This is a genomic window from Cytophagaceae bacterium, assembly GCA_016722655.1.
In the GTDB taxonomy this organism is placed as follows: Bacteria; Bacteroidota; Bacteroidia; order Cytophagales; family Spirosomataceae; genus Leadbetterella.
This window is the reverse complement of sequence record JADKIR010000004.1, coordinates 3,211,656-3,236,976: the sequence shown is the minus strand read 5'-3', so window position 1 is coordinate 3,236,976 and position 25,321 is coordinate 3,211,656. Positions and strand designations below refer to the sequence as shown.

20 protein-coding genes and 1 pseudogene are annotated in these 25,321 nt (G+C 38.1%); 10 read left to right on the top strand and 11 right to left on the bottom strand.

The genetic code is table 11. The annotated features are described in order from the left end of the window. The first annotated feature begins 59 nt into the window (after positions 1-59). Positions 60-2,195 carry an elongation factor G gene (locus tag IPP61_14635; protein MBL0326394.1) on the top strand — a complete coding sequence of 712 codons (2,136 nt, stop codon included), beginning with the start codon at positions 60-62 and terminating at the stop codon, positions 2,193-2,195. 374 nt (positions 2,196-2,569) lie between these two features. Here the strand turns inward: IPP61_14635 and IPP61_14630 are convergent, their stop codons facing one another. Beyond that, positions 2,570-4,984 carry a penicillin acylase family protein gene (locus IPP61_14630; protein MBL0326393.1) on the bottom strand — a complete coding sequence of 805 codons (2,415 nt, stop codon included), beginning with the start codon at positions 4,982-4,984 and terminating at the stop codon, positions 2,570-2,572. A 139-nt stretch (positions 4,985-5,123) separates the two neighbouring features. On the opposite strand from IPP61_14630, the gene IPP61_14625 reads away from it, so the two are divergent. The 3 genes from IPP61_14625 to IPP61_14615 all read left to right on the top strand — a co-directional run bounded on the left by IPP61_14625 (position 5,124) and on the right by IPP61_14615 (position 7,532). Beyond that, positions 5,124-5,741: a class I SAM-dependent methyltransferase gene (locus IPP61_14625; protein MBL0326392.1), complete on the top strand. Its 618-nt coding sequence runs from the start codon at positions 5,124-5,126 to the stop codon at positions 5,739-5,741. Between the two features lie 132 nt (positions 5,742-5,873). Continuing rightward, positions 5,874-6,413: a hypothetical protein gene (locus IPP61_14620; GenBank protein ID MBL0326391.1), complete on the top strand. Its 540-nt coding sequence runs from the start codon at positions 5,874-5,876 to the stop codon at positions 6,411-6,413. A 135-nt stretch (positions 6,414-6,548) separates the two neighbouring features. After that, positions 6,549-7,532 carry a 6-bladed beta-propeller gene (locus tag IPP61_14615; GenBank protein MBL0326390.1) on the top strand — a complete coding sequence of 328 codons (984 nt, stop codon included), beginning with the start codon at positions 6,549-6,551 and terminating at the stop codon, positions 7,530-7,532. A 96-nt stretch (positions 7,533-7,628) separates the two neighbouring features. Here the strand turns inward: IPP61_14615 and IPP61_14610 are convergent. The 4 genes and pseudogenes from IPP61_14610 to IPP61_14595 form a co-directional block, all read right to left on the bottom strand. Then, a pseudogene (locus tag IPP61_14610) lies at positions 7,629-9,016 on the bottom strand (amino acid permease). Positions 9,017-9,056: 40 nt separating this feature from the next. Further along, positions 9,057-10,127 carry a dipeptide epimerase gene (locus IPP61_14605; protein ID MBL0326389.1) on the bottom strand — a complete coding sequence of 357 codons (1,071 nt, stop codon included), beginning with the start codon at positions 10,125-10,127 and terminating at the stop codon, positions 9,057-9,059. A gap of 71 nt (positions 10,128-10,198) precedes the next feature. Beyond that, positions 10,199-11,245 carry a DUF1611 domain-containing protein gene (locus IPP61_14600; GenBank protein MBL0326388.1) on the bottom strand — a complete coding sequence of 349 codons (1,047 nt, stop codon included), beginning with the start codon at positions 11,243-11,245 and terminating at the stop codon, positions 10,199-10,201. Further along, positions 11,238-13,757, bottom strand: a complete 2,520-nt coding sequence (locus IPP61_14595) for a serine hydrolase (protein ID MBL0326387.1) — start codon at positions 13,755-13,757, stop codon at positions 11,238-11,240. The genes IPP61_14600 and IPP61_14595 overlap by 8 nt, the downstream gene beginning before the upstream one ends. A 145-nt stretch (positions 13,758-13,902) precedes the next feature. Here IPP61_14595 and IPP61_14590 point away from each other — a divergent pair, with 145 nt between their 5' ends. Beyond that, on the top strand, positions 13,903-15,435 hold the full coding sequence (locus IPP61_14590; GenBank protein ID MBL0326386.1) for a glycoside hydrolase family 32 protein: 1,533 nt from the start codon (positions 13,903-13,905) through the stop codon (positions 15,433-15,435). 3 nt (positions 15,436-15,438) lie between these two features. Here the strand turns inward: IPP61_14590 and IPP61_14585 are convergent, their stop codons facing one another. Then, positions 15,439-15,780, bottom strand: a complete 342-nt coding sequence (locus IPP61_14585; GenBank protein MBL0326385.1) for a YrdB family protein — start codon at positions 15,778-15,780, stop codon at positions 15,439-15,441. Positions 15,781-15,969: 189 nt separating this feature from the next. On the opposite strand from IPP61_14585, the gene IPP61_14580 reads away from it, so the two are divergent. Next, positions 15,970-16,992: a family 43 glycosylhydrolase gene (locus IPP61_14580; protein MBL0326384.1), complete on the top strand. Its 1,023-nt coding sequence runs from the start codon at positions 15,970-15,972 to the stop codon at positions 16,990-16,992. Between the two features lie 22 nt (positions 16,993-17,014). Here IPP61_14580 and IPP61_14575 read toward each other — a convergent pair whose 3' ends face one another. From IPP61_14575 to IPP61_14565, 3 genes are all read right to left on the bottom strand, one after another. Next, the gene (locus IPP61_14575) at positions 17,015-18,499 is read right to left on the bottom strand and encodes a beta-lactamase family protein (protein ID MBL0326383.1); all 1,485 of its coding nucleotides are present in this window, start codon (positions 18,497-18,499) and stop codon (positions 17,015-17,017) included. A 90-nt stretch (positions 18,500-18,589) separates the two neighbouring features. Continuing rightward, on the bottom strand, positions 18,590-18,979 hold the full coding sequence (locus tag IPP61_14570) for a PIN domain-containing protein (protein ID MBL0326382.1): 390 nt from the start codon (positions 18,977-18,979) through the stop codon (positions 18,590-18,592). Next, entirely contained in the window at positions 18,979-19,134 is a 156-nt protein-coding gene (locus IPP61_14565; GenBank protein ID MBL0326381.1) for a hypothetical protein, read from the bottom strand. Before IPP61_14565 ends, IPP61_14570 begins: the two co-directional genes overlap by 1 nt. 273 nt (positions 19,135-19,407) lie before the next feature. Here IPP61_14565 and IPP61_14560 point away from each other — a divergent pair, with 273 nt between their 5' ends. Then, on the top strand, positions 19,408-21,150 hold the full coding sequence (locus IPP61_14560) for a family 43 glycosylhydrolase (GenBank protein ID MBL0326380.1): 1,743 nt from the start codon (positions 19,408-19,410) through the stop codon (positions 21,148-21,150). A gap of 1 nt (position 21,151) precedes the next feature. Here IPP61_14560 and IPP61_14555 read toward each other — a convergent pair whose 3' ends face one another. Further along, positions 21,152-22,129 (bottom strand): potassium transporter, encoded by a 978-nt coding sequence (locus IPP61_14555; protein MBL0326379.1) that lies wholly within the window; start codon positions 22,127-22,129, stop codon positions 21,152-21,154. Between the two features lie 158 nt (positions 22,130-22,287). Between IPP61_14555 and IPP61_14550 the strand changes: the two genes are divergently transcribed. The 3 genes from IPP61_14550 to IPP61_14540 all read left to right on the top strand — a co-directional run bounded on the left by IPP61_14550 (position 22,288) and on the right by IPP61_14540 (position 24,273). Next, entirely contained in the window at positions 22,288-23,499 is a 1,212-nt protein-coding gene (locus tag IPP61_14550) for a saccharopine dehydrogenase family protein (protein MBL0326378.1), read from the top strand. A 152-nt stretch (positions 23,500-23,651) separates the two neighbouring features. After that, positions 23,652-23,984, top strand: coding sequence for a type II toxin-antitoxin system RelE/ParE family toxin (locus IPP61_14545; protein ID MBL0326377.1), 333 nt, complete (start codon positions 23,652-23,654; stop codon positions 23,982-23,984). Next, positions 23,968-24,273 carry a helix-turn-helix transcriptional regulator gene (locus tag IPP61_14540; protein MBL0326376.1) on the top strand — a complete coding sequence of 102 codons (306 nt, stop codon included), beginning with the start codon at positions 23,968-23,970 and terminating at the stop codon, positions 24,271-24,273. Before IPP61_14545 ends, IPP61_14540 begins: the two co-directional genes overlap by 17 nt. 72 nt (positions 24,274-24,345) lie before the next feature. Here the strand turns inward: IPP61_14540 and rfbA are convergent, their stop codons facing one another. Beyond that, positions 24,346-25,206: a glucose-1-phosphate thymidylyltransferase RfbA gene (rfbA, locus tag IPP61_14535; GenBank protein ID MBL0326375.1), complete on the bottom strand. Its 861-nt coding sequence runs from the start codon at positions 25,204-25,206 to the stop codon at positions 24,346-24,348. Positions 25,207-25,321 lie beyond the last annotated feature (115 nt).

Below are 25,321 nucleotides of genomic sequence, written 5' to 3'. Positions count from 1 at the left end.
GAATTGTGAAGATTGCTTCGTTTTTGTAAATTATTGATAACCAGAAAAATATTATAATTATGGCAGCATTTGATACCAACCATGTACGCAACATCGCCTTGCTTGGGCATGCCGGCTCAGGTAAAACTACCTTTGCCGAAAGCATGCTTTTCGAATCAGGAACCATCACCCGCAGAGGGTCAGTGTCCCAAAACAATACCGTAAGTGACTACCACGAACTGGAACAAAAACGCGGTAGCTCGGTTTTTGCCTCTTTAATGCATACTACATGGCATGACTATAAAATCAATATTCTCGATACTCCCGGTTACGACGACTTTGTGGGTGAGGTAATAAGTGCCCTCAGAGTGGCCGATACAGGCGTGATGCTGCTAAACGCCGAAATGGGAGTAGAAGTAGGAACTGATATTATTTGGGAATATACAGAGAAATTTAAAACACCGATGCTCTTTGTGGTTAATCATATCGACAAAGCCAATGCCGATTTTGACCGCACACTCGCCGAGGCTAAAGCTCACTTCGGACCTAACGTAGTGGCTGTGCAATATCCTGTAAAACCAGGTCCCGATTATCATCAGATGATTGATGTACTCAATATGGTAATGTATGAATACAAACCAGGCGGAGGAAAACCAGAGAAAAAAGCAATTCCGGCAGATGAAAAAGAAAAAGCCGAAAAATTACATCAGGAGTTGGTGGAAGCTATCGCTGCCAACGACGAAGGTTTGATGGAAAAATACTTTGATCAGGGAGAATTATCAGAGGAAGAAATGAAAAATGGCCTTCATACTTCTATGATCAAGCATGACATCTTCCCGGTTTTCTGTACTTCTGCCGAGCAAAATATGGGTGTTGGACGAGTTATGAGTTATATCGACAACGTGTGCCCTTCTGCCAGCGAAATGCCACCTCAAATCACGAAATCAGGAAAAGAATTAAAATGTGATCCCAATGGCCCTGCTTGCATATTTATTTTCAAAACTATCATAGAGCCACATATTGGCGAGTTGAGCTTATTTAAAGTTTTCTCAGGAAAAGTAAAAACCGGCTCAGAGTTGGTAAATGAAAATACCGGCGTAACCGAAAAACTCAATCAGCTGCTTTTGGTCGAAGGTCACAACAGGATACAAGTAGATGAATTGGTTGCCGGTGACATAGGGGCTACCATCAAACTCAAATCTACCCATGTCAACAATACTTTGCACGAAAAAGGTGCGAACCTGGAATTGGAACCAATACAGTTTCCTTACCCTAACATGACTTTGGCGATTTCAACTGTCAATCCAAGAGATGAAGAAAAATTGTCAAATGCCCTCCATGTGATGATTGAAGAAGACGCCTCATTTTTCTACGAAGTTTCTCCAGAGTTAAAACAAACTTTGATTCATGTGCAGGGAGATCTTCATCTTAGAATGGTAGAATGGAAAATTCAGAATATCCATAAACTCGAAATCCATCTCGAAAATCCCAAAATCCCTTATCGTGAAACTATCCAGGCTCCAGCGGAGGCTGTATATCGCCATAAAAAACAAAGTGGTGGTGCCGGACAGTTTGGTGAAGTTTCCATAAAAATCGAGCCCTGGTATGAAGGCATGCCTGACCCTAAAGGACTGAATGTAAGAGGCAGAGAAGAAATAGAACTAGATTGGGGCGGTAAACTTGTATTCTTTAACTGTATTGTGGGTGGAGCCATTGATGCCCGTTTCTTACCGGCCATTTTGAAAGGTATAATGGAAAAAATGCACAATGGACCATTGACCGGCTCTTACGCCCGCGATGTACGTGTAAGTGTTTTTGATGGTAAAATGCACCCGGTAGATAGCAATGATATTTCATTCAAAATCGCCGGTTCACAAGCATTCCGTCAGGCATTTATTGATGCTCAACCTCAGCTTCTGGAGCCAATGTATAAATTGGAAACAATATGCCCTGCTGACTATGTTGGAGCAGTGATGGGTGATATTCAGGTTAGAATGGGTATCGTTGAAGGTATTGATGCTGAAGGTAAATTCCAGAAAATTACCGCCAAAGTACCCCTTTCCAATATGCACGATTATTCTTCTACATTGAGAGGTATCAGTCAGGGACGTGCCAAATACAGTATTGAGTTTTCTGAATATGCACCTGTTGCTTATGATATTCAGAAAAAACTTACTGATGAGTACAATAAAAAACACTCTGAAGATTCAGAATAATATTTTAGAAATTGTCTGAAAAATATGATTGACCTACTTCCATTTAATAATTTGGAAGTAGGTTTTTTTAAAAAGTTTCTGAAACTATTTTTTTGAAGAATATTAAAATAAAAAACAACATTTTCAGATCTCTAATAAAATCCATCATCAATTTTCAAAAACCCAATTTCAAAAAAACAGCCAGGATATTTTTCCTCTGGTAATTAAAAAACGGTTCAATTTTCCGGAAATCACAATGAACCAATCTTGTACAACTTCGCCCACTATTTTAGGCACAGTTATTTATTCTTGATTTTACTTAAAAAAATTTGAATCTTAGATGGCAATTTTGAATATATTCAAATTTTATAATTTTTTGAGCTTATTAAAGACCTTCATTTATGCATTTTTGTCCTACCTATCATCACTTTCTCAATCTCTTTGCGGTTCATGAGTTCTTTTCTGGATTGTGAGTTGGCAAACATCCAGGCCTGATCATCATAATGTTTATTCATGAAATAGCCCGATTGTCCTGTTGGATTGATACTTGTACCACTCTCCGGATTTCCAAAATCTACAATTCTTCTTAAAGCCGGTCCATATACTATATTATACAATCCGGTTGAATCAACCCTGAAATCAAGATTATTGATGGTATTTTTGCCTCCCGGTGCAGGAATTGGACCCACATTAAAGAATTTTCCTACCACAGGCAAAATACCCATCGGATGAGGCTGTGTCAGGGTATGGATTTTTTTCCATTTCCAAGCATTCATATCGTTCCCCAACTGTTTTTCAAGGTCGTCAACGGCCTTATTAAATGCACCGGAAAGTATTTCTTTTCTGCTCTCTTTTTGCGAGGTATTGCGGTTATCCCACCATTTGGAAACATCATTTTTATATAATCCTACCCTACCGTGTTCCCAAAGCATATTTAATCTTAGCAAATCAAAATACTGCTCTCCTATTTCATCTTTCATCAAATATTCATCAACCCTATAAACAAATCTGTAATAAATAGCCGGTTCAATATCCTCTTTATCATGTGAGCCATCCCATTTTTTCAATATTGCCAAAGCTTTTTTAGCACTTTCTGATTTAATATCACCTTCAAAAACGGGAATTATCTCTTTCAACAAATCCACATCAACCGGATTGGTCACATCGTTGATTACTTTTCTTACTTCGGGTTCAGTCCAGTTATTTTTATCGGTATAAATCAGACTTTTGATTCGGGCAGCTCTGTCAACCGGAACATAGTATCCCGGATAATAACTTCCATTTCGGGCTTCGGGTTGATTATTGGCCGAATAAAGCACCCCACTGTCAGGGTTTAATATCTGGGGATTTTCAGTAAAATCATGCCATCCAAGCGGTTCATCTTTGCCACTGCTACCATCTAAAACAAGTTTTGAATTGACATGAGGTGCCCTCTTTATAAGTTTTGCGGTAGCCCACCAGGCAATATTGCCTTCGGTATCGCCCCACATCACATTGAGCCCGGGTGAATGAATCAATTTCACCGACTGTTCGACTTCTTTAGCATTTTTTGATTTTGCCATTCCATAGCATGCCTCCATATTTCTGGAAGGAAATTTATGATAAGTCCAGAATACAGAAATGGGTGATTTTTCATCAGTAAATGGTGCCGCCACTTCTTTGTTGGTCATCACATCACTGATAAGCACACCATGACGTGACTCCCTGACTGAAATAGCCACATCGGCTTCTCCTTTTACCTTTATGGTTTCATTTCTGGTTTGTAAATTCTCCCATTTATCTTTAAACCACACCTGATTGGCATTTTGTGGATTTACTTTCTCTCTGTAAAAATCCATTTCATCATTCAAAAACATCGTTAAACCCCAGCCACCATGGTCGTTATGACCCAGAAATGCAAAAGGAACACCTGCCACGAAATTTCCATAAAACTTAAATCCGGGGCATTCCAAATGTGCCTCATACCAAACCGAAGGTTGGGAAAAAGCAATATGCGTGTCATTGGAAAGTATAGGTTTGCCTGATTTAGTTTTTTTACCTGAAATCACCCAGCCATTGGAGCCATGAAGAGGTGGAGCAGGTACTTTTTTCTCTATTTTAGCTAGGAAATTATTTAGATCCAAAAAACTATTTTGAGCTATTTTGTCAACAGGGATTTTTGGATTGTCAACTGTTGAATTTATCCCCAAATCAGAAAGATAATCGCCACCAAGTTTTTGATTTACATAATCTGTTATTGCTTCTCCACGAAATGCTTCCATGAAAGTATATGACATATAACCCACAATGATTTCACAATCTTCGAGGGTAAATTCTGCTTTTTCAATGCCTGCCAAAGTAAACTCCACAGGCGTTTTGCCCGATTTTATAAATTGATTGATTCCTTTTACATAAGCATTTGCATTCTTAACAAAGCCTGCATCGGGATGCGATTTATATACTGAGTCTATCGTTTTTTTAGCATAATTTCTAAGTCCAAGTGACCTGAAAAACTTATCTACATCGACTACTTCTTTTCCAAAAATCTCTGCAAGCCGACCATCACCCACTCTTCTAAGCACTTCCATTTGAAATAATCGGTCCTGAGCATGCACATAGCCAAGAGCATACCAAAGGTCTTCCTCGTTTTGAGCATAAATATGCGGAATGGCATAGTCGTCATACAAAACTTCAACTTCAGACTTTAGACCGGGCATATTCACTTCAGCATTGTAGTCGGGTTGTAGTGATTTTAAAAAGAAATAAATTCCGGTTACGGAAGCAATAATAACAAAAAGTAGCATCCAAAGGAGGCGTTTGATCCATTTCATGGTATTCAGTTTTACAGGTTGATATAGCAAAGTACACCATGTTTAAAATGATTACAAAAAAAATATCTCGAATTTTGTAATTTGCTACCATAATTTTGGAATAAATAGCTGATTCCATTCACAAATCTTCGAAAATTTAATGAAAGACGTGAAACTTCTTGTAAAAAGTGGCTATGATAATTTGGGAAATCAATACAGAGAACACTTTGAAAAAGAGAAGAATATTCATTATCAAAAATGGTTGGGTATTATTAAAAATAGCATCCAACCAGGAAACCGAATTATTGAATTAGGCTGTGCCGACGGCATTCCAACAGCTAAATTTTTAAGTCAATATTATCAATATTTGGGAATTGATATTTCTTCCAAACAAATTGAAATAGCAAAAAATAATGTACCAAATGGAGATTTCATGGAGGCTGATATGTCTAATCTGGAATTTCCAAATAATGAATTTTCAGGAATCATTGCTCTTTATTCTATCATTCATTTGCCAATTTCTGAACAACCAAATTTGTTACGTTCAATATATAGTTGGCTAAAACCACAAGGTATTTTTATGAGTATTTTAGGTGCTGAAAGCTGGACTGGCACTGAAGAAGACTGGATAAAACCTGGTGTAAAAATGTATTGGAGCCATGCTGATGCAAGTACCTACAAAAATTGGTTTAATGAACTGGGGTTCATCCTGTTAGAGAGTTATTTTGTTCCGGAAGGCAATTTGGGGCATACATTTTTTCTCTTAAAAAAACCATAAAAAAATAATTAAACCGAATATGAAAATTTAGATTTTGGCATGAAAAAGCTATTTTAAAACTTAAAAGCATTTTAGTAAAAAAAGAATTACTATATAATATAAATTTCACTATTTTTGGTAAAAAAAATTACCATGAAAAAACTAATCTTTTCAATTACAATCATCTCATTATTAAGTATTTTCAAAGCTTCTTACGCTCAGGAATTTACTGATGTGCTTGAAAACAAAGCCGTAAATATTGATGGCGTGGACTATTTTTATGTAATCACCAATGAAAGTAAAGTCAAAGAATATAACCGCTTTGAAGTTACAATTTCGGCCAAAAATGTGAGCGGTTGCCAACTTATTTATATCAATCAAAACAAAATATTGTCTTTTTTTGAAGGCGACCCCTCGGCAATTGCCCGATTTGAATGTATCAATGCAAATGGAAAAAGACTAACATCAAAAGGTGGAAATTTAAAGGCAAAACCTTTCTATGTACCCTATTCAAGAACTGAAAAAACTGCCGATGGTAAGACCAGAACCATTAACGAAAATATTCAGGGCGGGTATATCTTCCCGCATGGCAGAACAATTTCGAATAGCTTCATAATACTTACAGATGAGGGTCGTCCAAGGTTCAAGGTCAGAACACAGAATTTCACTGACCTTACCAACACTGCCAACTGAATTCCTTAATTTTTTGTCTTTTTTGTAAAGTTTGGTGAATCTTAATATCTTTGGTTCTCAACCTTTTATTAACACTTGTATCTCAACAGACGAAACTTCCTTAAAATCAGCGGAGCGAGCTCCTTGTTACAACCCATGCCTGGTCTAAGCTTTGGCAAAAATGATGAAATAATTATAGGTCACAATAGCCACAAATACAAAGTAAAGATAGGCTGGGGTATATTGGATGCAGGTAAAAACCCCGTGAACGACTGCCATGAGATGGTTGAAGATGCGAAAGGCAGGCTTATTATGTGTACCAATGAGACCAAAAACAATATTTTGATTTATGATAAATCGGGAAAATTGCTTGAAACCTGGGGCAATAGTTATCCCGGAGCTCATGGCCTTACGATTTTTAATCAGGGTAGCGAGCAGTTTCTTTTGATTTGTGACAATGCAAGAAATCAGGTCATTAAAACTGACCTAAAAGGACGTGAAATTTTCAAAATAGAATATCCAAAGGAAACCGGCGAATACCAATATCCGGGGCAGTTTGTCCCTACAGAATCGGCAGTAAATCCAGTGAATGGCGATATATTTGTGGTAGATGGTTATGGTAAAAACTTTGTGATTCAGTACAATTCCAAAGGAAAATATATCCGTCATTTTGGTGGCAATGGTGACGCCCCAGGCCAGTTTAAATGCAATCACGGCATTCTGTTTGATACCCGCATCAAAAATAAAACCACCCTTATTATCACTTCCAGACAGCAGCAGTGCTGGAAACAGTTTGACCTCAATGGCAACTTCCTTTCGCAGATTGACCTACCCGGTTCCTTCATTTGCAGGCCGGTATTAAAGGGTCAAAATCTCTATGGTGCGGTTTATCGCTCCACTTCGGAGAGTATTGCTGACTCGGGATACATTCAGATTCTGGATAAAAACAATAAGGTCATCTCCTCACCAGGTGCCACAGAGCCAAGCTATGTCAACGGCAAACTGCAAACTCAAAGCAAGCAAGACCCCGCCCGTGTATTCCTTCATCCCCATGATGTGTGTGTTGACTCTGACGAAAATCTGTATATTCCGCAGTGGGCCTCTAAGAAAACCTACCCTATTAAGTTGGAAAGAATATAAGTAGTTTTCGCAGCTTTTCACTGAGTTCGTAGTATGGATTTAGGCCAATAAGTTCCTGAATTCTAGGTTATTGTTTATATTTATGCCTTTTAGGTTCTAAAAAGATTTTCTATTCCTCCAGAAAAAATAAAAAGGTGTTCCCGAAAAAATCAGAAATAATCCAAAAAGTGCCTCTTTGGGTTGATTAAAAATGGTGATTATCAAAAGTATAATGCAGAAAATCACAAAGATGGCAGGAATGAAAGGATATAAAGGAACCCGATAATTTCTTTCCTCATCAGGAGCTTTAATCCTTAAAATAATAACCCCGAGAGCAGTGGCTCCATAATAAATAAAGGATGCAAACACCAGCATATCAGTGAGTTGATCAAAACTACCTGACCACACCAATAGCACGGACCAAAACGCCTGCAACCATAAGGCCACATCGGGCGTATGATAATTTTTATGCACGGAATCTGCCTTTTTGAAAAACAAACCGTCTCTGGCCATGGCGTACAAGATCCTTGCCGACATTAGTATGGAGCTATTGGTGGAATTAAGCGTAGTAACCACTATCAATCCTGCAATGAAGACTCCGCCAACGCCCACCCAAAGCGTATTGGCCACTTCTATTGCGGCTATTTTATTGGGGGAATCATTCAAGCCAATGAAATAATCGATTGGAAGGGTGTAGGCAAATACTACATTCAGCATCACGTAAATCAAAATAACTATCAAAGTGCCAAAAGTCAGAGCCAGCGGAAGGTTCTTCTTAGGATTTTTAACCTCCTCACCTATGTAACCAATGTGATTCCAGCCTTCGTAGCCCCAAAAAGCACCCAAACTCGCAATAGTCATGGCTTTCAGTATTCCCCAACCTTCCAGTTTCGAATGGTCAAAATTTAGGCTTTTTTGAGTTAGATTTGTCCAGCTTCCGATTCCTGAGCTTAATCCAAAACTATAAAAATCAGAACCGCGGCAAACATGAGATAGGTCAAGCCATTACTTAGTTTTTCGGCTACGGTAACTCCACGGAAATTGAACCAGGTCAAAACTAAAATCAATCCTGAAGCAAGGATTTTTATGGAAGCATTTTCAAGAAAATTTATTCCAAAAAGATTAATCTCATAAGCAATTACCGGAAAGTGTACCAGACTATTGAGAGATTCTGCGAAAATATAGGCCAATGCAGCAATGGCTGCTGATTTCATGACCGTAAAATTGCCCCAGCCATAAGTAAACGCAAAAAAACGACCGTAAATCTTTTGAAAATATTGATATTCGCCTCCGCTATTGGGATACATACTGGCCATTTCGGCGGTAGAGAGTGCTCCAAACAGACTAATAATCCCGGCCAAAACCCAGCATAGAATCAACAGAATAGGTGAACCCAGCTCAGCTGACATCGGGGCTATTTTCTTAAAAACCCCCGATCCCACAATCACACTCACCACCAAAATACTGGCAGACCTTAATCCTATTTTTGCTTCGAGTTTAGTCATTTTATTTCTAATTGGCTATATACTTTCTGCCGGCGGCATTTCATTTGTTTTTCTCAAATCCAAATCCAGGCTTTTTATTGATTCTTAAATACCCGTCATCTATGCTAAAACCACCATTCACCAAGTCCTCAGCAAGATCAAAACTTCCGTCAAGGTCAATGTACTTGGTATTAGGACAACAATAGGCAGCATGTAGTGCCGCTGTAATGCTGACTATACTTTCATCATTACAACCCCAAAACAAATCTATGCCCGCATTTTGGGCAATGTTGGCGATTTCAAATGCACCTATTAAGCCTCCGCACTTCATAAGTTTGATGTTGTAAATCCCAAATGGTTTTGGCTCGGAGGCAAACATCAAAGCATATTTGGGGTTTTTCATCGACTCGTCACCACACAAAATCTGCCTGATTTCGTTGTCGATTTTCATCAAATCTTTTTCTCTGCCTACTGGAACAGGCTGCTCTATCAATTCCAAACCCAGTTTTTCGGTATTTCTTACAAACTTTAAAAGTTCATTTACATTGTAACCCTGGTTGGCATCAACTCTCACTTTAAAGCTATTGCCGTATTTTTCATGGATTTTTTTCAAACGCTCAATGTCTTCTTCAACATTGTGACCGGTTTTTACTTTCAAAATTCTAAAACCCAGATTTTTAAACTTCTCGGCTTCTTTCAGGGTTTCTACCACATTCATAATGCCAATGGTGACCGATGTGGGCAGGGATTCTATTTTTTGTCCATAAAAGTCAGATATAGAAATACCCAGAAATTTCCCGAAAGTATCATGAAGGGCAATATCAATGGCAGCCTGCGTACCAGGTAAATTTGGAAAATGTTGATGCGTTTCAAAAATTATTTGTTTAAAATGTCGGATATCCCGGCCAATAAGGTTTGGAACAAACTCTGTATTTAAGTTACCCAAAGTTTGAGCTGACGTCTCCCCAACTACTTCTTCAGCAGGACTTGCAGAACCAATTCCAATGATTCCATTTTCAAGCTCAATTTCTAAAAAAACCAGCTCTACATCTGTAAAAGTGTTATAAGCGATAGTGTAAGGCTTGGTAAGTGGAAGGTGTTTTAGATAGGGTTTTATGTTTTTTATTTTCATTTTTTACCTCACCGATACGTCGGACCGCCCCACCCACTCTCCAAATGGAATGCTGAGGATATTTAATAAATTTATTTCAAAGCTTTCAATACGGGCAATAGTTTTTCTACCCCTTCCTGAATGGGTAAAAGTACAGGTATTTTTAGCTTTTCCTCATAATACTTCTGAAAATCTATTGCTTCGGCATCACTACATTTTTCAGTATGAAGAGCCAGGGCAATCACTTTTGAGCCAAGTTTTTCTATCAATTCTATTTCCGATTCAACAGAGGGTATTTCGCCCCAATGCTCATCATCGTCAAAATATTTACGTTTGGGTGAATGTAGCAAAACCACAAATTTAGCATTTCCTGATATAAGATATTCAAAACCACACGGCCCGCTTGGGTTTCGCAGAGAAGATTGGCCTTCCAGAAAAATAAAATCAGCTTCGGTTTCTTTCCAGGCAGATACTATTGCATTTTCGAGTTCACCCGACACAAAGTCATTGAGGGTAGCGTCAAAAATAAATCCGTATTTCCCGCCTTGTAGCCAGCCGGTTTGGCCGGTATATACCATTTCAGCTTTCATGGTATTTTTCTTACACATCTGTGTGAGCATACGGGCGGTGGTACGCTTACCCATGGCACAATCCATACCCATCACAGCGATGATTTTGGATTTTACTTTGAAAATATCACCCGTCCAAAAACTCAGGTCTTCCCGCTTTTTGGGTCGCCTGACATCTGTGAGACTAACGCCATAAAAATCAGCAAGCTCTACCAATTCGGGCTTTTCATTGAGGTATTCATGCAAGCCATTTACGATAGAAATTTTAGTTTTTATCGCTTTCCTGATGATCTGAAACATATCTTTTGGCAAAACTCCACCGACTGTTGCCACGCCAATCACAAGGGTTTCTATGTTTTTCAGATTATCAATAGCCTCCTGAAAATCGGCAAAAACAGGAATATTTCTATGTTTTCCATCCAAAATCACACCGGCGTCTTTTCCGGCTGTTTCGGGGCAGTCTACCACCCCAATAATCTCAAATCTTTCGGTACCCCGTATCAGTCCATGGGCGGTTTTCGCATCATTTTTTACTAAAAGACCATTGGTCAATACTATCGCTCTACTCATTTATCTGTCTCTTTATCAAAACCCCGGGGTAAATCCCTGTGGGTTTATTATTTTCCAAAACTAATTCTCCGTTTACCCAAACTTTCATAATTCCACTGCTCAATGCTTTCCCATCTTTAATATCAGCATTGTCAATCACTGTTTCAGGATCAAACAACACCAGATCGGCATATCTGCCGGGCTCAATGATTCCACGGTCTGAAATCCCAAGATTTTCAGCTGTAAGTCCGGTCATTTTGTAGATAGCCGATTCCAAAGATAATAGTTTTTGCTCTCTAACATATCTTCCCAAAACCCTTGTGAATGTACCATGACCACGAGGATGCCCTGACGATGAACCATCAGAACATATATTGGTCTGAGGCCATTGAAGAAAATTGGCCACGTCGGTATCGTCCATGGCTTTGGCCATGATGGTTTCTATCCCTTCATCAAAATCAGGATATTTTTCTTCAAATGCAGCTGCTTCAGCTATCAGTTTCATCAGCGTTTCTGAAGGCTTTTCATTTCTGATTTCTGCAATTTCCGAAATGGTTTTTCCGGCAAAGGTTTTTTCGGGAGCATATCTTACCAAAAAAGACATAGAAGGATCAAAAAGTTGATTTACAGCAAATTCCGCACTTTCCGGATTGGTATAGTCCCTGTTTGGAAACAAAACTCTGAGTGTAGAATTCCAAAAATTATAAGGATAGCAGTCTGCAGTAATATTGATACCTTCTGATCGGGCTTTTTGAAGTTTGGCTAGTACTTCCACAGATTTCCCCCACTGATCTTTTTTAGCAATTTTTATATGAGATATCTGTACAGGCATCCCGGTTTGTCGGCCAATATTTATGATTTCATCCATGGCTTCCACAAAATTCACATCTTCACTTCTGATATGACTCATGTATCTACCTCCATACTTCGCAGCCACTTTTGCGAGCTCAAGCACCTCGTCTCTATTAGAAAAAAAAGCCGATTCATATTCTAAACCGGTATTAAGTCCTAATGATCCTTTTTTCATTTCCTGCTCCAGATAGCCTTTCATTTTTGCTAGTTCTTCGGGTTTAGCGGTCCGAAACAGACTCTTCACACCCATCGCTTTACCCCTCAGTGTGGAATGACCGGTATAAGAAGCCACATTTATTGCAACCGGATAGTTTTTCAGGTCAGATTCAAGAGTGTCCATAGGATAGCTCCCTCCATCCTGACCAATCACGATAGTCGTAATTCCCTGATTGGTAGCAGGCAAACCAGCAGGGTTTTTACTCAACCCTCCATAGTGATGACTATGCGAGTCAATAAAGCCGGGAGCAAGCACCTTACCCTGGCCATCTGTAACCTCCTCTTCTTCAAACGATTGTAGGTCACCAACTTCCGAAATCTTATTTTCCAAAATCCTTACCGACGTCATTCGGGAGGCTGTCCCGGTTCCATCAATTAAATTGATATTCTGAATGAGTTTTGAAACAGGTATTTTAACTTTTTTCCCTTCTAAAATATCAGGAATCAAATCAACCGCCTTTTCATTGCTGCCATTGGTCAAGACGATAGTCACCGTTTGCTTTTTCTCATTGATTTCAATCCAATTATTAAATCCTACCCAGTTACCGGTGTGACTGATTATATTTTTGTCGAGTTCCCATCCAAAGCCATAATCTTCTATGCTTCCATCGCTTAATTTTACCGGTGTGGTGGCTTCCTTCCATGTATCTGATTTTACCAGAGTTTTGAGTTTTTGAGCCCATATCAACAAATCCTCAGCCGAACTGTAAATATTTCCATCACCTACTACTCCATCCAACCTAATCAGGTCATTTAAAACATATTTTCCGTTTTTCCTCTCAAAACCCAAAACTCTCTTTTTAGAGCGGGGGTCAGGCTTTTTCATATTCAAATAAAATGCATAGGTATTTTTCAAGCCCAAAGGAATCACTATCTGTTGTTGAAAGTATTCTTCAAAAGACATGCGGGCATTTTTTTCTACAATTGAAGCCAACAAAACGTATCCGGTATTGCAATATTCCCATTTTTTACCTGGGGCAAATCCGGTTTTGGGTTTATACTGGGCCAAAAGCTTAAGCATTTTGGCATTGCTGAGCGTGTCCAAAGTATTAAGATATTCATCAGCCAGATCAAAGTACTCGGGCAAACCGGAAGTATGAGTCAAAAGATGCCTGATGGTGATTTTGGGATAAGGAAAAGCAGGTAAATGCTTGGAAACAGGGTCATCAAAATTGAGCAATTTCTTATCCTTTTGAATCATAATAAGCATGGCCACAAACTGCTTTGAAACCGACGCCAGATTAAATGAGGACTGAAGATTCAGTTTTTGATTTTGTCCCAAATCAGAATAGCCAAGAGCTTTTTGATAAGAAATTTTTCCTTTTTCGACTACAAGTACCACACCATTGAATAAAGCTCTTTTATTGAGTGTAATCAATGATTCGTCAAGTTTTTTGAGATTTTCATTTTGGGCAAAAATCTGACTAGAAAATAAAAGGAGAATTAAGAGGTTTCGGGTTAACATAGCATTTGATAAAGTTCCTGGGGTCAAGATAATCGAAAAAGGACAATTTAGAAAATTTGAATTATTAATTTCCGGCAAAAGGTTTAGGAGAAAAATTAAAAACAAAATATTAAATGGTTTAAATTTGACCAAACTACTTTAAACTATGAAAAAAACATTTACTATCTTTTTATTTTTGAGCACCTTATATTTCAATTTACTTTATGCTCAATCCAATGGATATTATCAGGAAAAATACCGGCCTCAGTTTCATTTTACTCCTGAAAAAGGCTGGATGAACGATCCAAATGGGCTGGTTTATTATGCCGGAGAATACCATTTATTTTATCAGCATTATCCCGATAAAACTGTTTGGGGGCCTATGCATTGGGGCCATGCCATTAGTAAAGATCTGGTACATTGGGAGCATTTACCCATCGCTCTTTTTCCCGATTCTCTGGGTTATATTTTTTCGGGGAGTATCGTGGTGGATGAAAAAAATACAACAGGATTTCAAACCGGAAAGGAAAAACCACTAGTGGCTATTTTCACGTATCATGACATGGAAAAAGAAAAAGCCGGCAGAACTGACCGCGAGTCGCAGGGGATTGCCTATAGTCTGGACAAAGGCCGCACCTGGACCAAATACTCAGCTAACCCGGTTTTGCCTAATAAAGGTGATGTGGATTTTCGTGATCCTAAAGTATTTTGGCATGAGCAAAGTCAACATTGGGTGATGCCACTGGCTGTAGGACAGCATCTCGAGCTTTTCACTTCACCCAACCTTAAAGACTGGACTTTTGCCAGTTCTTTTGGAGAAAATGACGGTGCACATGGAGGTGTATGGGAATGCCCGGACTTCTTCCCAATAAAAGCCGCTGACGGTATCGAAAAATGGATCTTGATTCAAAATATTGGTCGGGGAGCTATAAATGGAGGTTCTGGTACTCAATATTTTGTAGGGCATTTTGATGGAAAAACATTTAAAAATGATAACCCTCCAGGCACTACTCTTTGGCTGGATTATGGTGCAGATAACTACGCCGGGGTAACCTGGTTCAACGCTCCCAATAAGGAAAGAATATACATTGGTTGGATGTCAAACTGGGACGATTACGCCCAAAGTACACCCACCAGCACCTGGAGAAGTGGTATGACTGTGCCCAGAAAACTTTCACTTTACAAATCGGAAGACGAATACAAACTTTCACAGTTACCTGTATATCAATTCAATACACTTCGAAATTCAGGTAAAATGATTGGAAAAATGGAAATTAATTCTGAAATAGAAATAGATAACCAACATATTTATAAAGAACTGATTTTAGATTTCGATTTAGAAAAATCTTCCGCAGGAGAGTTGGGTTTTATATTGAGAAATTCGAAAAACGAGCAGTTGGTTTTTGGTTATGACAAAATCAAAAAGGAAGTTTTTATTGACCGTACTCAAGCAGGAATTTCCGGATTTTCTGAAAAATTCCCTAAAATTCATTCGGCCCCAATGACAGATAAAAAGCTAAAAATAAGAGCTTTGATTGACAATGCTTCCATCGAGGTTTTCGTAAATGATGGCAAAATAGCCATGACTGATTTGTTTTTCCCCAATGAATATTTCACTAAAACCTTTCTTTATGCCAAAGGCGGAAAAGCAATATTGAAATCAGGCAATATTTACGATCTCAAAAGAATCTGGAAATAAGGCTTAGGAAGTTTCTTCCAGATATGACAGCCCAACACTCAAAACAAAAAGTAGCGTATAAACTATTGCCAACCAGGTCTTTCCAAGATTCCAAAAGGCCAATGTTCCGGTAGAAAAAATCAATAATTTGAAAATATTGAGCATAGGATACTTTAATCTCATTCCTGATTTTGGTGCTGCAAACAATGCCCAAAGTATTACTAAAATCATAAAACAAAGAATGGCAATTCCCCATTTAGCCAAAGTGATTTTACCTTGAAAATACCCCCAATACCCCACTCCAAAAAACAAAACCAGCTCCAATCCAAAAGCCAATGGATGATTGATTAACTTGATAATTTGCATGTTATGATTTTTTAAAGCAAATCTAAATAATTAATTCAAAAAACAGAATTTGCTCTTCCAAATCACATTAAAAAAAATTAGTTAATCTAATAATTTAATTTTTTAAGTCTAAATCCGAATTTATTTTGGTCCCGAAAAAAGAAATCAGATATTTATACCCAAAAATAAAAACTGAAAAAAAACTAAATAATGCATTCCAAAAGCCTGCTTTACTTGTTGATTTATTTGTTATTCGTTTCCAAAATTTCTGCTCAAAAGAATAAAAAACTTTCCGGAAATCCGATATTCGCTGGCTGGTATGCTGACCCTGAGGGAGTTATCCTGGATAATAAATTTTGGGTATTCCCAACTTTCTCTGCCAAATATAAAGACCAGGTATTTTTAGATGCTTTTTCTTCCAATGATTTGGTAAACTGGACAAAACATCCAAAAATCATCGATACTTCTGCCATTAAATGGGCTCATATGGCCATGTGGGCTCCAAGTATTGTAAAAAAAGACAATAAATATTTTCTGTTTTTTTCTGCAAATGATATTCAAAGTGCTGAAAGAAAAGGTTTTGGAGAAAATAACCCCGACAAAGATGATAAAATTGGTGGAATTGGAATTGGAGTTGCATCAAGACCTGAAGGACCATACATGGATTACCTGGGCAAGCCGCTGATAAATCATTTCTACAATAAAGCCCAGCCAATTGACCAGTATGTTTTCCTGGATAAAGATGGCCAGTATTATATTATTTATGGCGGTTGGGGACGATGCAATATCGCAAAGCTCAATGATGATTTCACAGCATTGGTTCCCTATCCCAATGGTGATTTGGTGAAGGAAATCACGCCAAAAGGTTATGTGGAAGGTCCTACCCTATTTATTAGAAAAGGAAAATATTATTTGATGTGGTCAGAGGGTGGCTGGACCAATGGTACATATAAAGTAGCCTACGGAATTTCTGATAATGTTTTTGGGCCATTCGAGAAAAAAGGGACAATTCTGGTTGCTGATGAAAAAGTTGCCACTGGTGCCGGACATCATTCTGTTATCAATATTCCAAATACGGATGATTGGTATATGGTATATCATCGTCGGCCTATTCCAAATCTGGATCGTGACCATCGTGTAGTATGTATCGACCGGATGTTTTTCAACGAAGACAATACCATCAAAGACATCAAAATGACTTTTGATGGAGTAGAAAAAGTAAAATTAAAATAGGCTTTTGAAATTTTACTTCAAATTATTTCAACTTTATACTGTAAGCCTGAATCAATGGTGGGTTTTCGGGCGACATCGTGAAACTCACCTCCACTTTTCCTTTTTCACATTCTATCAAAAACTTACCTCTGAGAGCATTTTCAGGAACTATCTCATTGATTTTTAAAACCTTACCTGCTTTTTCAAAAATACCTTCTGCTTCGGCTTTGAGTAAATCAGGGAAATAATCAAGAAAGAAATTTTCGGCAAAAATCCCGGTCTTTTCAGCTCCTTCCCAGGATGGCAACAGGGCCATCAACTCATTTTGTCTTTGTTTCAATATCGGGGAAACAGGGAATGGAATGGGGGATAATGCCGCTTTTTCGATAATAAAAGGGAGAATCTGATTGTTCATCAAAGCAGCACCGCCATAGGTTCCGTTGGTAAATGTCACAATCCCGATGCCATAGTTGGGCAGAATCTTCCAGTCTGAACCAAAACCCGGTAAACCACCCGAATGCCCCACTGCCCTGATTTGGTTGCAGTTTTGGTCGATTCTCAGGCCATAACCATAAAACGATACATTACTGCAAGGCTCTCCGAAAGCAGTATAACCACGGTTATTGAGGCTGTTAAAATTGGCCGGAAAGTGCATTTCTCTTAAAGAACTTTTCTTCAAAATTGCTGATGCCGCAGCTTCAAATTTGTACGCATCCTGATGCAAGGCCATGTATTTTGAAAAATCCTGAATAGAAGTCAAAACTCCGCCCATAATGCCATACGCTCCGTCACCTTCAAGCGGCTGCTCAATGTATTGCTCCCTCAGCCACCGGTAGCCCATTACCAACTGACCAGCAGGTACTTTTGTGTAGTCCCAATAGGTATCATTCATTCCCAGAGGCTTCCATATTTTGTTGATGATATAACTTTGATAACTCTGTCCTGATACGTTTTTGATGATTTGACCCAACATGGCAAATCCCATATTGCTGTATTCATAGGCAACTCCGGGTTCGTTGGAAAACGAAATTCCTTTCTTAAACATTTTCAGCATTTCGGCTTCAGAAATTCCTAACTGGCGGTCGCCCCAGGGATTATCTTCCGGAAAACCCGCCGCATGGGTAAGCAAATGTCTGACCGTGATTTCCGGTGAATCTTTAGAATACTTTTGGCCTTTTATTTCAGGAATATATTTCCAAACCGGGTCATCTAGTTTAAGTTTCCCTGCATCACGAAGCTGTAAAATCGCCACAGAAGCGAAGCTTTTTGACATGGATGCAATCCTATAAACTGACTGATTATCAGCAATCTTATTTGCTTTATAATTTACAACTCCGCTATTGGTCTGATGTATAATTTTGCCATCCACCAAAATCGCATAGGATACACTCGACAAATGATTCTGTGTTCGGAACGCCTCAAATTTAGCATTGATTTCGGGGATGAGGGTCTGGATTTTTGCAGCACGGTCAGTGGTTTGGGCAAAAATGTTGATTGAAAGAAAAAGTAATAGTATAGGTTTTTTCATTGATTTCAAAAATTCTAATAAGTTAAAACTCAAACGATGAAAAGGACAAATTAAATTCAGTAAAACTTGATTTAAAAAAACTAAAAAAAACTAAGATTTGCGGTTTTTAATTGATGGTAACAAAATAATTTGTGCAGTTTTAACTGATTCAAACTTGGTATCGCAAGTAACCAATGGAATATTTGAAATTTGAGAACTAGAAGCAATGATTGCATCCATAAGCTTCATTTTAGTGGAAAGTCTTATTTTTATAGCGGTTTCTCGAATTTCATTATTAAGTCGGACAATAGTTAAAGTAGAAAGAAAACGTTTTAATTCCTTACGTTGAGTGGAATTAAAATCGGGTTGACATTGAATTTCCATTTCCGTAATTTCAGAAATAAAAATGGATTTGTTCTCTACCAGTTTCATTTCCAAATTTTCACCTAATAAAAAATTAATAAGGGTATTGGTATCTAGAAAAATGGCAAACTCATTCATCACCTCAAATCTTTTTGAAATTCGAGACTATCGCCTTTAAAAGGAAATTTCCCAATGAAATCCTGAGGTTTTAAGGGTTTATTGCTTTTCTTAAGTTTGGAAAAAACCGCTTCGATTTCAACCTTTTGAGCATTAGCAGGAATTTTTACTGTCATCAAGTTTTATTTTTAAACAAATATAAAGAATTTTTATCTTATTAAAACCTGGAAATGAATTGAAAAACCTATCTGATTCAACTCCTCAAAATAATAAATGCATTTTTCTATTATTTATAGTTCTATTATAACGAAACATTCCAAAAACCTAAATTTGAATAAATCTAAATGTATGAGAAATTTATTTCTTCATGATGTAGTCAAATAACATCATTACTTATCTATTTTTTGGGGGTTTTTAATAAATTGCCCCAAAATCTATTTAATCTAAAAATGAAAAGACTTTTATTGCTAGTTTTCATTATTATATCAATTTCTGATATTCTTAATGCCCAGCAAAAAACCTATTGTAACCCTATCAATGTGGACTATGGATATACACCCATACCCAATTTTAGTGAATGGGGGCGTCACAGAGCCACTGCCGACCCGGTGATTGTAAATTATAAGGGTGATTATTATATGTTCAGCACCAATCAATGGGGATACTGGCATAGTTCTGATATGTCCAACTGGACTTTTCATTCCCGCAAGTTTCTTAGGCCCAAAAACAAAGTATATGACGAATTGTGTGCCCCGGCGGTGGGAATAATCGGTGACACCATGGTAGTTTTTGGTTCTACTTATACCGGAGAATTTACTATTTGGATGAGTACCAACCCAAAAGCCAACGAATGGACCGCCTTAGTAGATGATTTTGAAATCGGCGGCTGGGATCCGGCATTTTTCACCGACGATGATGGCAAATTTTATATGTACAACGGTAGCTCAAATCGATACCCTTTATACGGTGTTGAACTTGACCGAAAAACCATGCAACCCAAAACCACCAGAAAGGAAATGTATTTTCTGGAATCATGGAGATATGGCTGGCAGCGATTTGGTGAGTATATGGACGACACTTTTTTGGATGGTTTCATTGAAGGAGCCACAGTAAATAAGCACAATGGCAAATATTATCTACAGTACGGTGCTCCGGGAACCGAAATGAGTGGATACGCCGACGGTGTTTTGGTTGGAAAAACGCCGCTAGGCCCCTGGGAAGCTCAGCCTGACCCATTGAGTATGAAAGTGGGCGGTTTTGCCCGTGGTGCAGGACACGGTGCATCATTTCAGGATAATCAGAAAAACTGGTGGCATGTATCTACCATTCAGCTTTCTACCAAAAATAATTTTGAAAGAAGAATCGGAATTTGGCCTACGGGATTTGACAAAGATGATGTGATGTGGTGTAATACCGCCTTTGGTGATTATCCGCATTATCTACCTTCTCAAGGTTTGGATATAAAAAAGACATTTACAGGATGGATGTTGCTCAACTACAATAAACCTGTGGAAGTTTCCTCAACTTTGGGTGGATATTTGGCCAACAATGCCGTGGATGAAAGCATGAAAACCTATTGGTCTGCCTCCACAGGAAAATCCGGTGAATGGATTAAGACAGATTTAGGTAATATTTCTACTGTAAATGCCATTCAAATAAATTACGCTGACCAGGATGCCGATTCTGCTTTTTTAGGTAAAATACAGAATATCAAACATCAATATAAACTATGGTCAAGTGTGGATGGCAAAAAATGGACGATATTGGTCGATAAATCCAATAACCAAACCGATGTACCTCACGAATATGTGGAGCTTTCGGTTCCAGTCCAGACACGGTTTATCAAGTTGGAAAATGTATCCATGCCAACCGGAAAATTTGCCATAAGCGGTTTAAGAATTTTTGGAAATGGCAATGGTGCCAGGCCTGATGCCGTGAAAGACTTTATGGTATTAAGAACCGAAAAAGATAAACGCAGTGCCTGGATTCGCTGGAGACCTGAAAACAAGGCTTTTGCCTACAATATCTACTATGGAACTGCACCGGACAAGCTCTACAATTGCATTATGGTGCATAATGCCAATGAATATTGGTTTAGAGGTATGGATAAATTTAGTACCTATTATTATTCCATCGAGGCCATCAATGAAAACGGAGTTTCGGAACGAACAAAGATGATTGAAGTGAAGTAACTTAATCTTCTGATTTCAAAGCATTTAATTCAATTTCTGAGGTATCTGATAGTTTGGTAAGATCGAGTAAATAAGTATCTCCGGTTGACTCAAGAAGCATCGGCTTAAATTTCCTGCCCATTTCTATTTCGTCGAATAGGTAGGATTTCCGGCTATGAATATAGTCAGCAAAAGTATCGTTTGTACCTTCAACCGAAACCAGAATTTCTGCGTCAGAGGCTTTAAGACTTTCGGGTGTTTCGCCAAACAATACGCTCTTTTCAGTGATTGGATGAACCAACGTCCAGGACATTGCAAAAAACTTCACTTTGCTTCTTTCCAGGTCTAGTCCATAATATTTCCGTTTGACCATACCGTTTTCTATTTCGTTTCTCGAAAAAATCATACTTGCCTCCACATTAATAAGCTGATTGCTTTTTTCATTGGCCATCCTGACCATCAAACCATTGATATCAAGATATGGGGCAATTATGGCTTTTTCAGAATATAAAATTCGGGGTACCGGCCTCGAAAACCTTCCATAAAGTAAACCCGTAAGAATTGAAAAAGATAATAGACCCAAAAATGCTTCCACCGAAGCTATGATATTGGTGATATATCCAACAGGACTAACCCTTCCATAACCAACCGTAGTCATGGTTTGACTAGAAAAAAAGAATGCTTCCCAAAAATCGGAAAGTCCATGGCTTTTATCTACTCCCATCAGGTTTTCTATCCCGATATAATAATAAACTATTCCAAAACTGAGATTTACAGTGAGATAAAAACCTAAAGCCACAAATGCGAATTTAGGCCATGACATGGTGATCAGTTTATGGTACAGATTCACCCTGGCTTCCAGGGATTGTCCTATTTTTTTTACATTAAAATTTCCGCTTTGGTCAATCAGACGTGCAGTTGTACTGGTGGCATTGGTTCCAAAACCACTGTCTTCTCTTTGTTTTTCTCTTTCTACAAGGGTATTTCTGCGTAATCTCACTGTTTCAGAATTTTGAATTTATTATGCTAACACAAAATCTTAAAATAAAGTTGAAAAGTATTTATTCTCTATTTTTTTATTTTCATTAACAAAAAAACCAAACAGGCATAAAAAAGTATTAGTATTTTTGCAGCCAAATCTAATTTACAAGCAATTAAATGTCAAAAGTTCTTATAATTGGTGCAGGAGGTGTAGGTACTGTTGTAGCTCACAAATGTGCCCTTAATTCTCAGGTTTTTTCTGAAATCATGCTGGCAAGTCGTACTGTCTCAAAATGCGACCGCATAGCGGCAGATATCAAAGAAATGCATGGTGTAAGTATCAAAACTGCTCAGGTTGATGCCGATAATGTACCCGAACTGGCTGCTTTGATTCGTTCATTTGGCCCAAAAATGGTCATTAATGTTGCTTTGCCATATCAGGACCTGACTATTATGGATGCATGTCTGGAAACCGGTGTGCATTATATGGATACCGCCAATTACGAGCCAAAAGACGTTGCGAAGTTTGAATACAGCTGGCAATGGGCCTATCAGGAGAGATTTAAAGCTGCAGGCCTGATGGCTTTATTGGGTTGTGGTTTTGACCCGGGTGTAACGCAGGCCTATACTGCGTATGCAAACAAGCATTATTTTGACGAAATGCATTTTCTCGACATCATTGACTGTAATGCCGGAGATCATGGCAAAGCCTTCGCAACTAACTTTAATCCTGAGATCAACATCAGAGAGATTACTCAGCCAGGTCGTTACTGGGAAAATGGGGAATGGATAGAGATTCCGGCAATGTCTATTCACAAACCCATCGATTATCCTAATATTGGACCAAAAGAATCTTATGTTTTATATCATGAAGAACTTGAGTCTTTAGTAAAAAACTTCCCGACCCTAAAAAGAGCCAGATTCTGGATGACTTTCGGTCAGCAATATATTACGCATCTTCAGGTTTTGCAAAACGTGGGCATGACCAGCATTGAGCCTATTAAATTTCAGGGAATGGACGTGGTTCCATTGGAGTTTTTGAAAGCAGTATTGCCCGCTCCGGAATCTTTGGGAGAAAACTACAGCGGTCAAACCAGCATAGGTTGCCAAATCAAAGGTATCAAGGATGGAAAAGAACGAACCTATTACGTTTGGAACAACTGCCATCATGCTGAGGCTTACAAAGAAGTAAAATCTCAGGCAGTTTCTTACACTACTGGCGTTCCGGCCATGATTGGAGCCATGCTTATGCTAACCAATGAAGAGTGGATGAAACCGGGTGTTTATAATGTAGAAGAACTCAATCCGGATCCGTTTATGGAACTGCTAAATATACATGGTTTGCCATGGAATGAAAAGGTGGACATTGACTTACCTCATGAATATTGAGAAAATTTAGGAAATATTAATTTTGCCCCGATTCGAGAGAATTGGGGCTTTTTTTTTTCGATTTTCAAGATTTCTGTTATTTTTTTTGCAAATACAAAAAAAAAGTTTCACTTTAGGGCAACTTTTTTATTTTTTTAAAAAATAAATACTGAATGCACCGAAAAATAGTTTTCTATAAAGATTACTTCAGTATTTTCTTTAAAACCCTTTCTTTAAAGGTACAAAAGAAAATTATCTGGACATTTGATTTAATTGAGGAACAAAAATATATCTCTGAAACCTATTTAAAACACGTTGAAAACACTAATGGACTTTATGAAATCAGGGTTCAATCTGCCAATGATATTTATCGATTTTTTTGCTTTTTTGATGATGGAAAATTGGTAATAGTTGCAAATGGTTTTCAAAAAAAAGATCAGAAAACTCCGAAAAAAGAATTAGAAAGAGCTTTGAGAATTAAAAAAGATTATGAAAATGAAAAATGAAAATTTATTGACTTTAGAGGACTTCAAGGAAATTCATTTTGGCAAAAGTGGTACACCTAAACGAGATGAACTTGAAGCCGGTTATGAAAATTTCAAAATAGGTGCAATGTTGCAGGAAGCTCGTCTTGAAAAAGGTCTTACTCAGGAGCAATTAGCCCAAAAAGTTGGAACAACTAAATCGTATATTTCAAAAATTGAAAATGATATCAAAGAAGTAAGATTATCTACCCTTCGTAAAATAGTTGAATTAGGACTTGGTGGAGAATTAAAACTAAATATTCAAATATAAGGGATTGATTTTCAGTCAAACAAAAAGCCCGAATCCTCTCAGAATCGGGCTTTTTTATTTAAAATCTATTATTTATCTCAACAAATTCAACAAATACTGACCATAACCTGATTTCACCAGAGGCTGGGCAATTTTTATCAATTGATCTTTGTCGATAAAGCCCATTCGGTAAGCCACTTCTTCAATACAACCCACTTTTAGACCTTGTCTTTCTTCAATAACCTGAACAAACTGACCTGCTTGCATCAAAGAAGCAAAAGTACCGGTATCTAACCAGGCGGTTCCACGGGTCATTACGCCCACCTTTAGTTTTCCTCTTTCCAAATAAACCCTGTTAATATCAGTGATTTCCAATTCTCCACGTGGTGAAGGCTTGATGTTTTTGGCAATATCAACTACTTCATTATCATAAAAATACAATCCCGGCACAGCATAATGGCTTTTTGGCTTTTCAGGTTTTTCTTCAATACTCAATGCATTAAATTCTGAATCAAATTCTACCACACCATATCTTTCAGGATCATGCACAGGATAGGCAAAAACCACTCCGCCATCAGGGTCATTGCAAGATTGCAAAAGCTTACTTAAGCCACTGGCATAGAATATATTATCGCCCAATACCAAAGCCACTTTATCATTTCCGATAAAATCGGCACCGATGATAAATGCCTGAGCAAGACCATCCGGACTGGGTTGCTCGGCATATTCAAACCTACAACCTACCTGTGAGCCGTCTCCCAAAAGTTTTTTGAAATGTGGCAAATCATGAGGAGTAGAGATAATTAATATCTCGTTGATACCTGCCAACATCAAAATTGACAATGGGTAATAAATCATGGGTTTGTCGTAAACAGGCATTAGCTGTTTTGACACTGCCAGGGTAAGTGGATGAAGACGTGTGCCGCTTCCGCCGGCAAGAATAATTCCTTTCATATTTTACTATTTTTAACCTCACCCCCTGCCCCCTCTCCCCGGGAGATGGGAAATTACAAAGGGAAATTTATTTTTTTAATACAGCGATACTCTAATATTCATTAAAATACAAATA

Coding starts and splice junctions, on each gene's coding strand:
- IPP61_14580 (MBL0326384.1), top strand. CDS start 15,970: ATGCATTCCAAAAGCCTGCTTTACTTGTTGATTTATTTGTTATTCGTT.
- IPP61_14565 (MBL0326381.1), bottom strand. CDS start 19,134: ATGACAGTAAAAATTCCTGCTAATGCTCAAAAGGTTGAAATCGAAGCG.
- IPP61_14560 (MBL0326380.1), top strand. CDS start 19,408: ATGAAAAGACTTTTATTGCTAGTTTTCATTATTATATCAATTTCTGAT.
- IPP61_14545 (MBL0326377.1), top strand. CDS start 23,652: ATGCACCGAAAAATAGTTTTCTATAAAGATTACTTCAGTATTTTCTTT.
- IPP61_14630 (MBL0326393.1), bottom strand. CDS start 4,984: ATGAAATGGATCAAACGCCTCCTTTGGATGCTACTTTTTGTTATTATT.
- IPP61_14570 (MBL0326382.1), bottom strand. CDS start 18,979: ATGAATGAGTTTGCCATTTTTCTAGATACCAATACCCTTATTAATTTT.
- IPP61_14585 (MBL0326385.1), bottom strand. CDS start 15,780: ATGCAAATTATCAAGTTAATCAATCATCCATTGGCTTTTGGATTGGAG.
- IPP61_14600 (MBL0326388.1), bottom strand. CDS start 11,245: ATGAGTAGAGCGATAGTATTGACCAATGGTCTTTTAGTAAAAAATGAT.
- IPP61_14635 (MBL0326394.1), top strand. CDS start 60: ATGGCAGCATTTGATACCAACCATGTACGCAACATCGCCTTGCTTGGG.
- IPP61_14615 (MBL0326390.1), top strand. CDS start 6,549: ATGCCTGGTCTAAGCTTTGGCAAAAATGATGAAATAATTATAGGTCAC.
- rfbA (MBL0326375.1), bottom strand. CDS start 25,206: ATGAAAGGAATTATTCTTGCCGGCGGAAGCGGCACACGTCTTCATCCA.
- IPP61_14620 (MBL0326391.1), top strand. CDS start 5,874: ATGAAAAAACTAATCTTTTCAATTACAATCATCTCATTATTAAGTATT.
- IPP61_14590 (MBL0326386.1), top strand. CDS start 13,903: ATGAAAAAAACATTTACTATCTTTTTATTTTTGAGCACCTTATATTTC.
- IPP61_14550 (MBL0326378.1), top strand. CDS start 22,288: ATGTCAAAAGTTCTTATAATTGGTGCAGGAGGTGTAGGTACTGTTGTA.
- IPP61_14540 (MBL0326376.1), top strand. CDS start 23,968: ATGAAAATGAAAAATGAAAATTTATTGACTTTAGAGGACTTCAAGGAA.
- IPP61_14625 (MBL0326392.1), top strand. CDS start 5,124: ATGAAAGACGTGAAACTTCTTGTAAAAAGTGGCTATGATAATTTGGGA.
- IPP61_14595 (MBL0326387.1), bottom strand. CDS start 13,757: ATGTTAACCCGAAACCTCTTAATTCTCCTTTTATTTTCTAGTCAGATT.
- IPP61_14575 (MBL0326383.1), bottom strand. CDS start 18,499: ATGAAAAAACCTATACTATTACTTTTTCTTTCAATCAACATTTTTGCC.
- IPP61_14605 (MBL0326389.1), bottom strand. CDS start 10,127: ATGAAAATAAAAAACATAAAACCCTATCTAAAACACCTTCCACTTACC.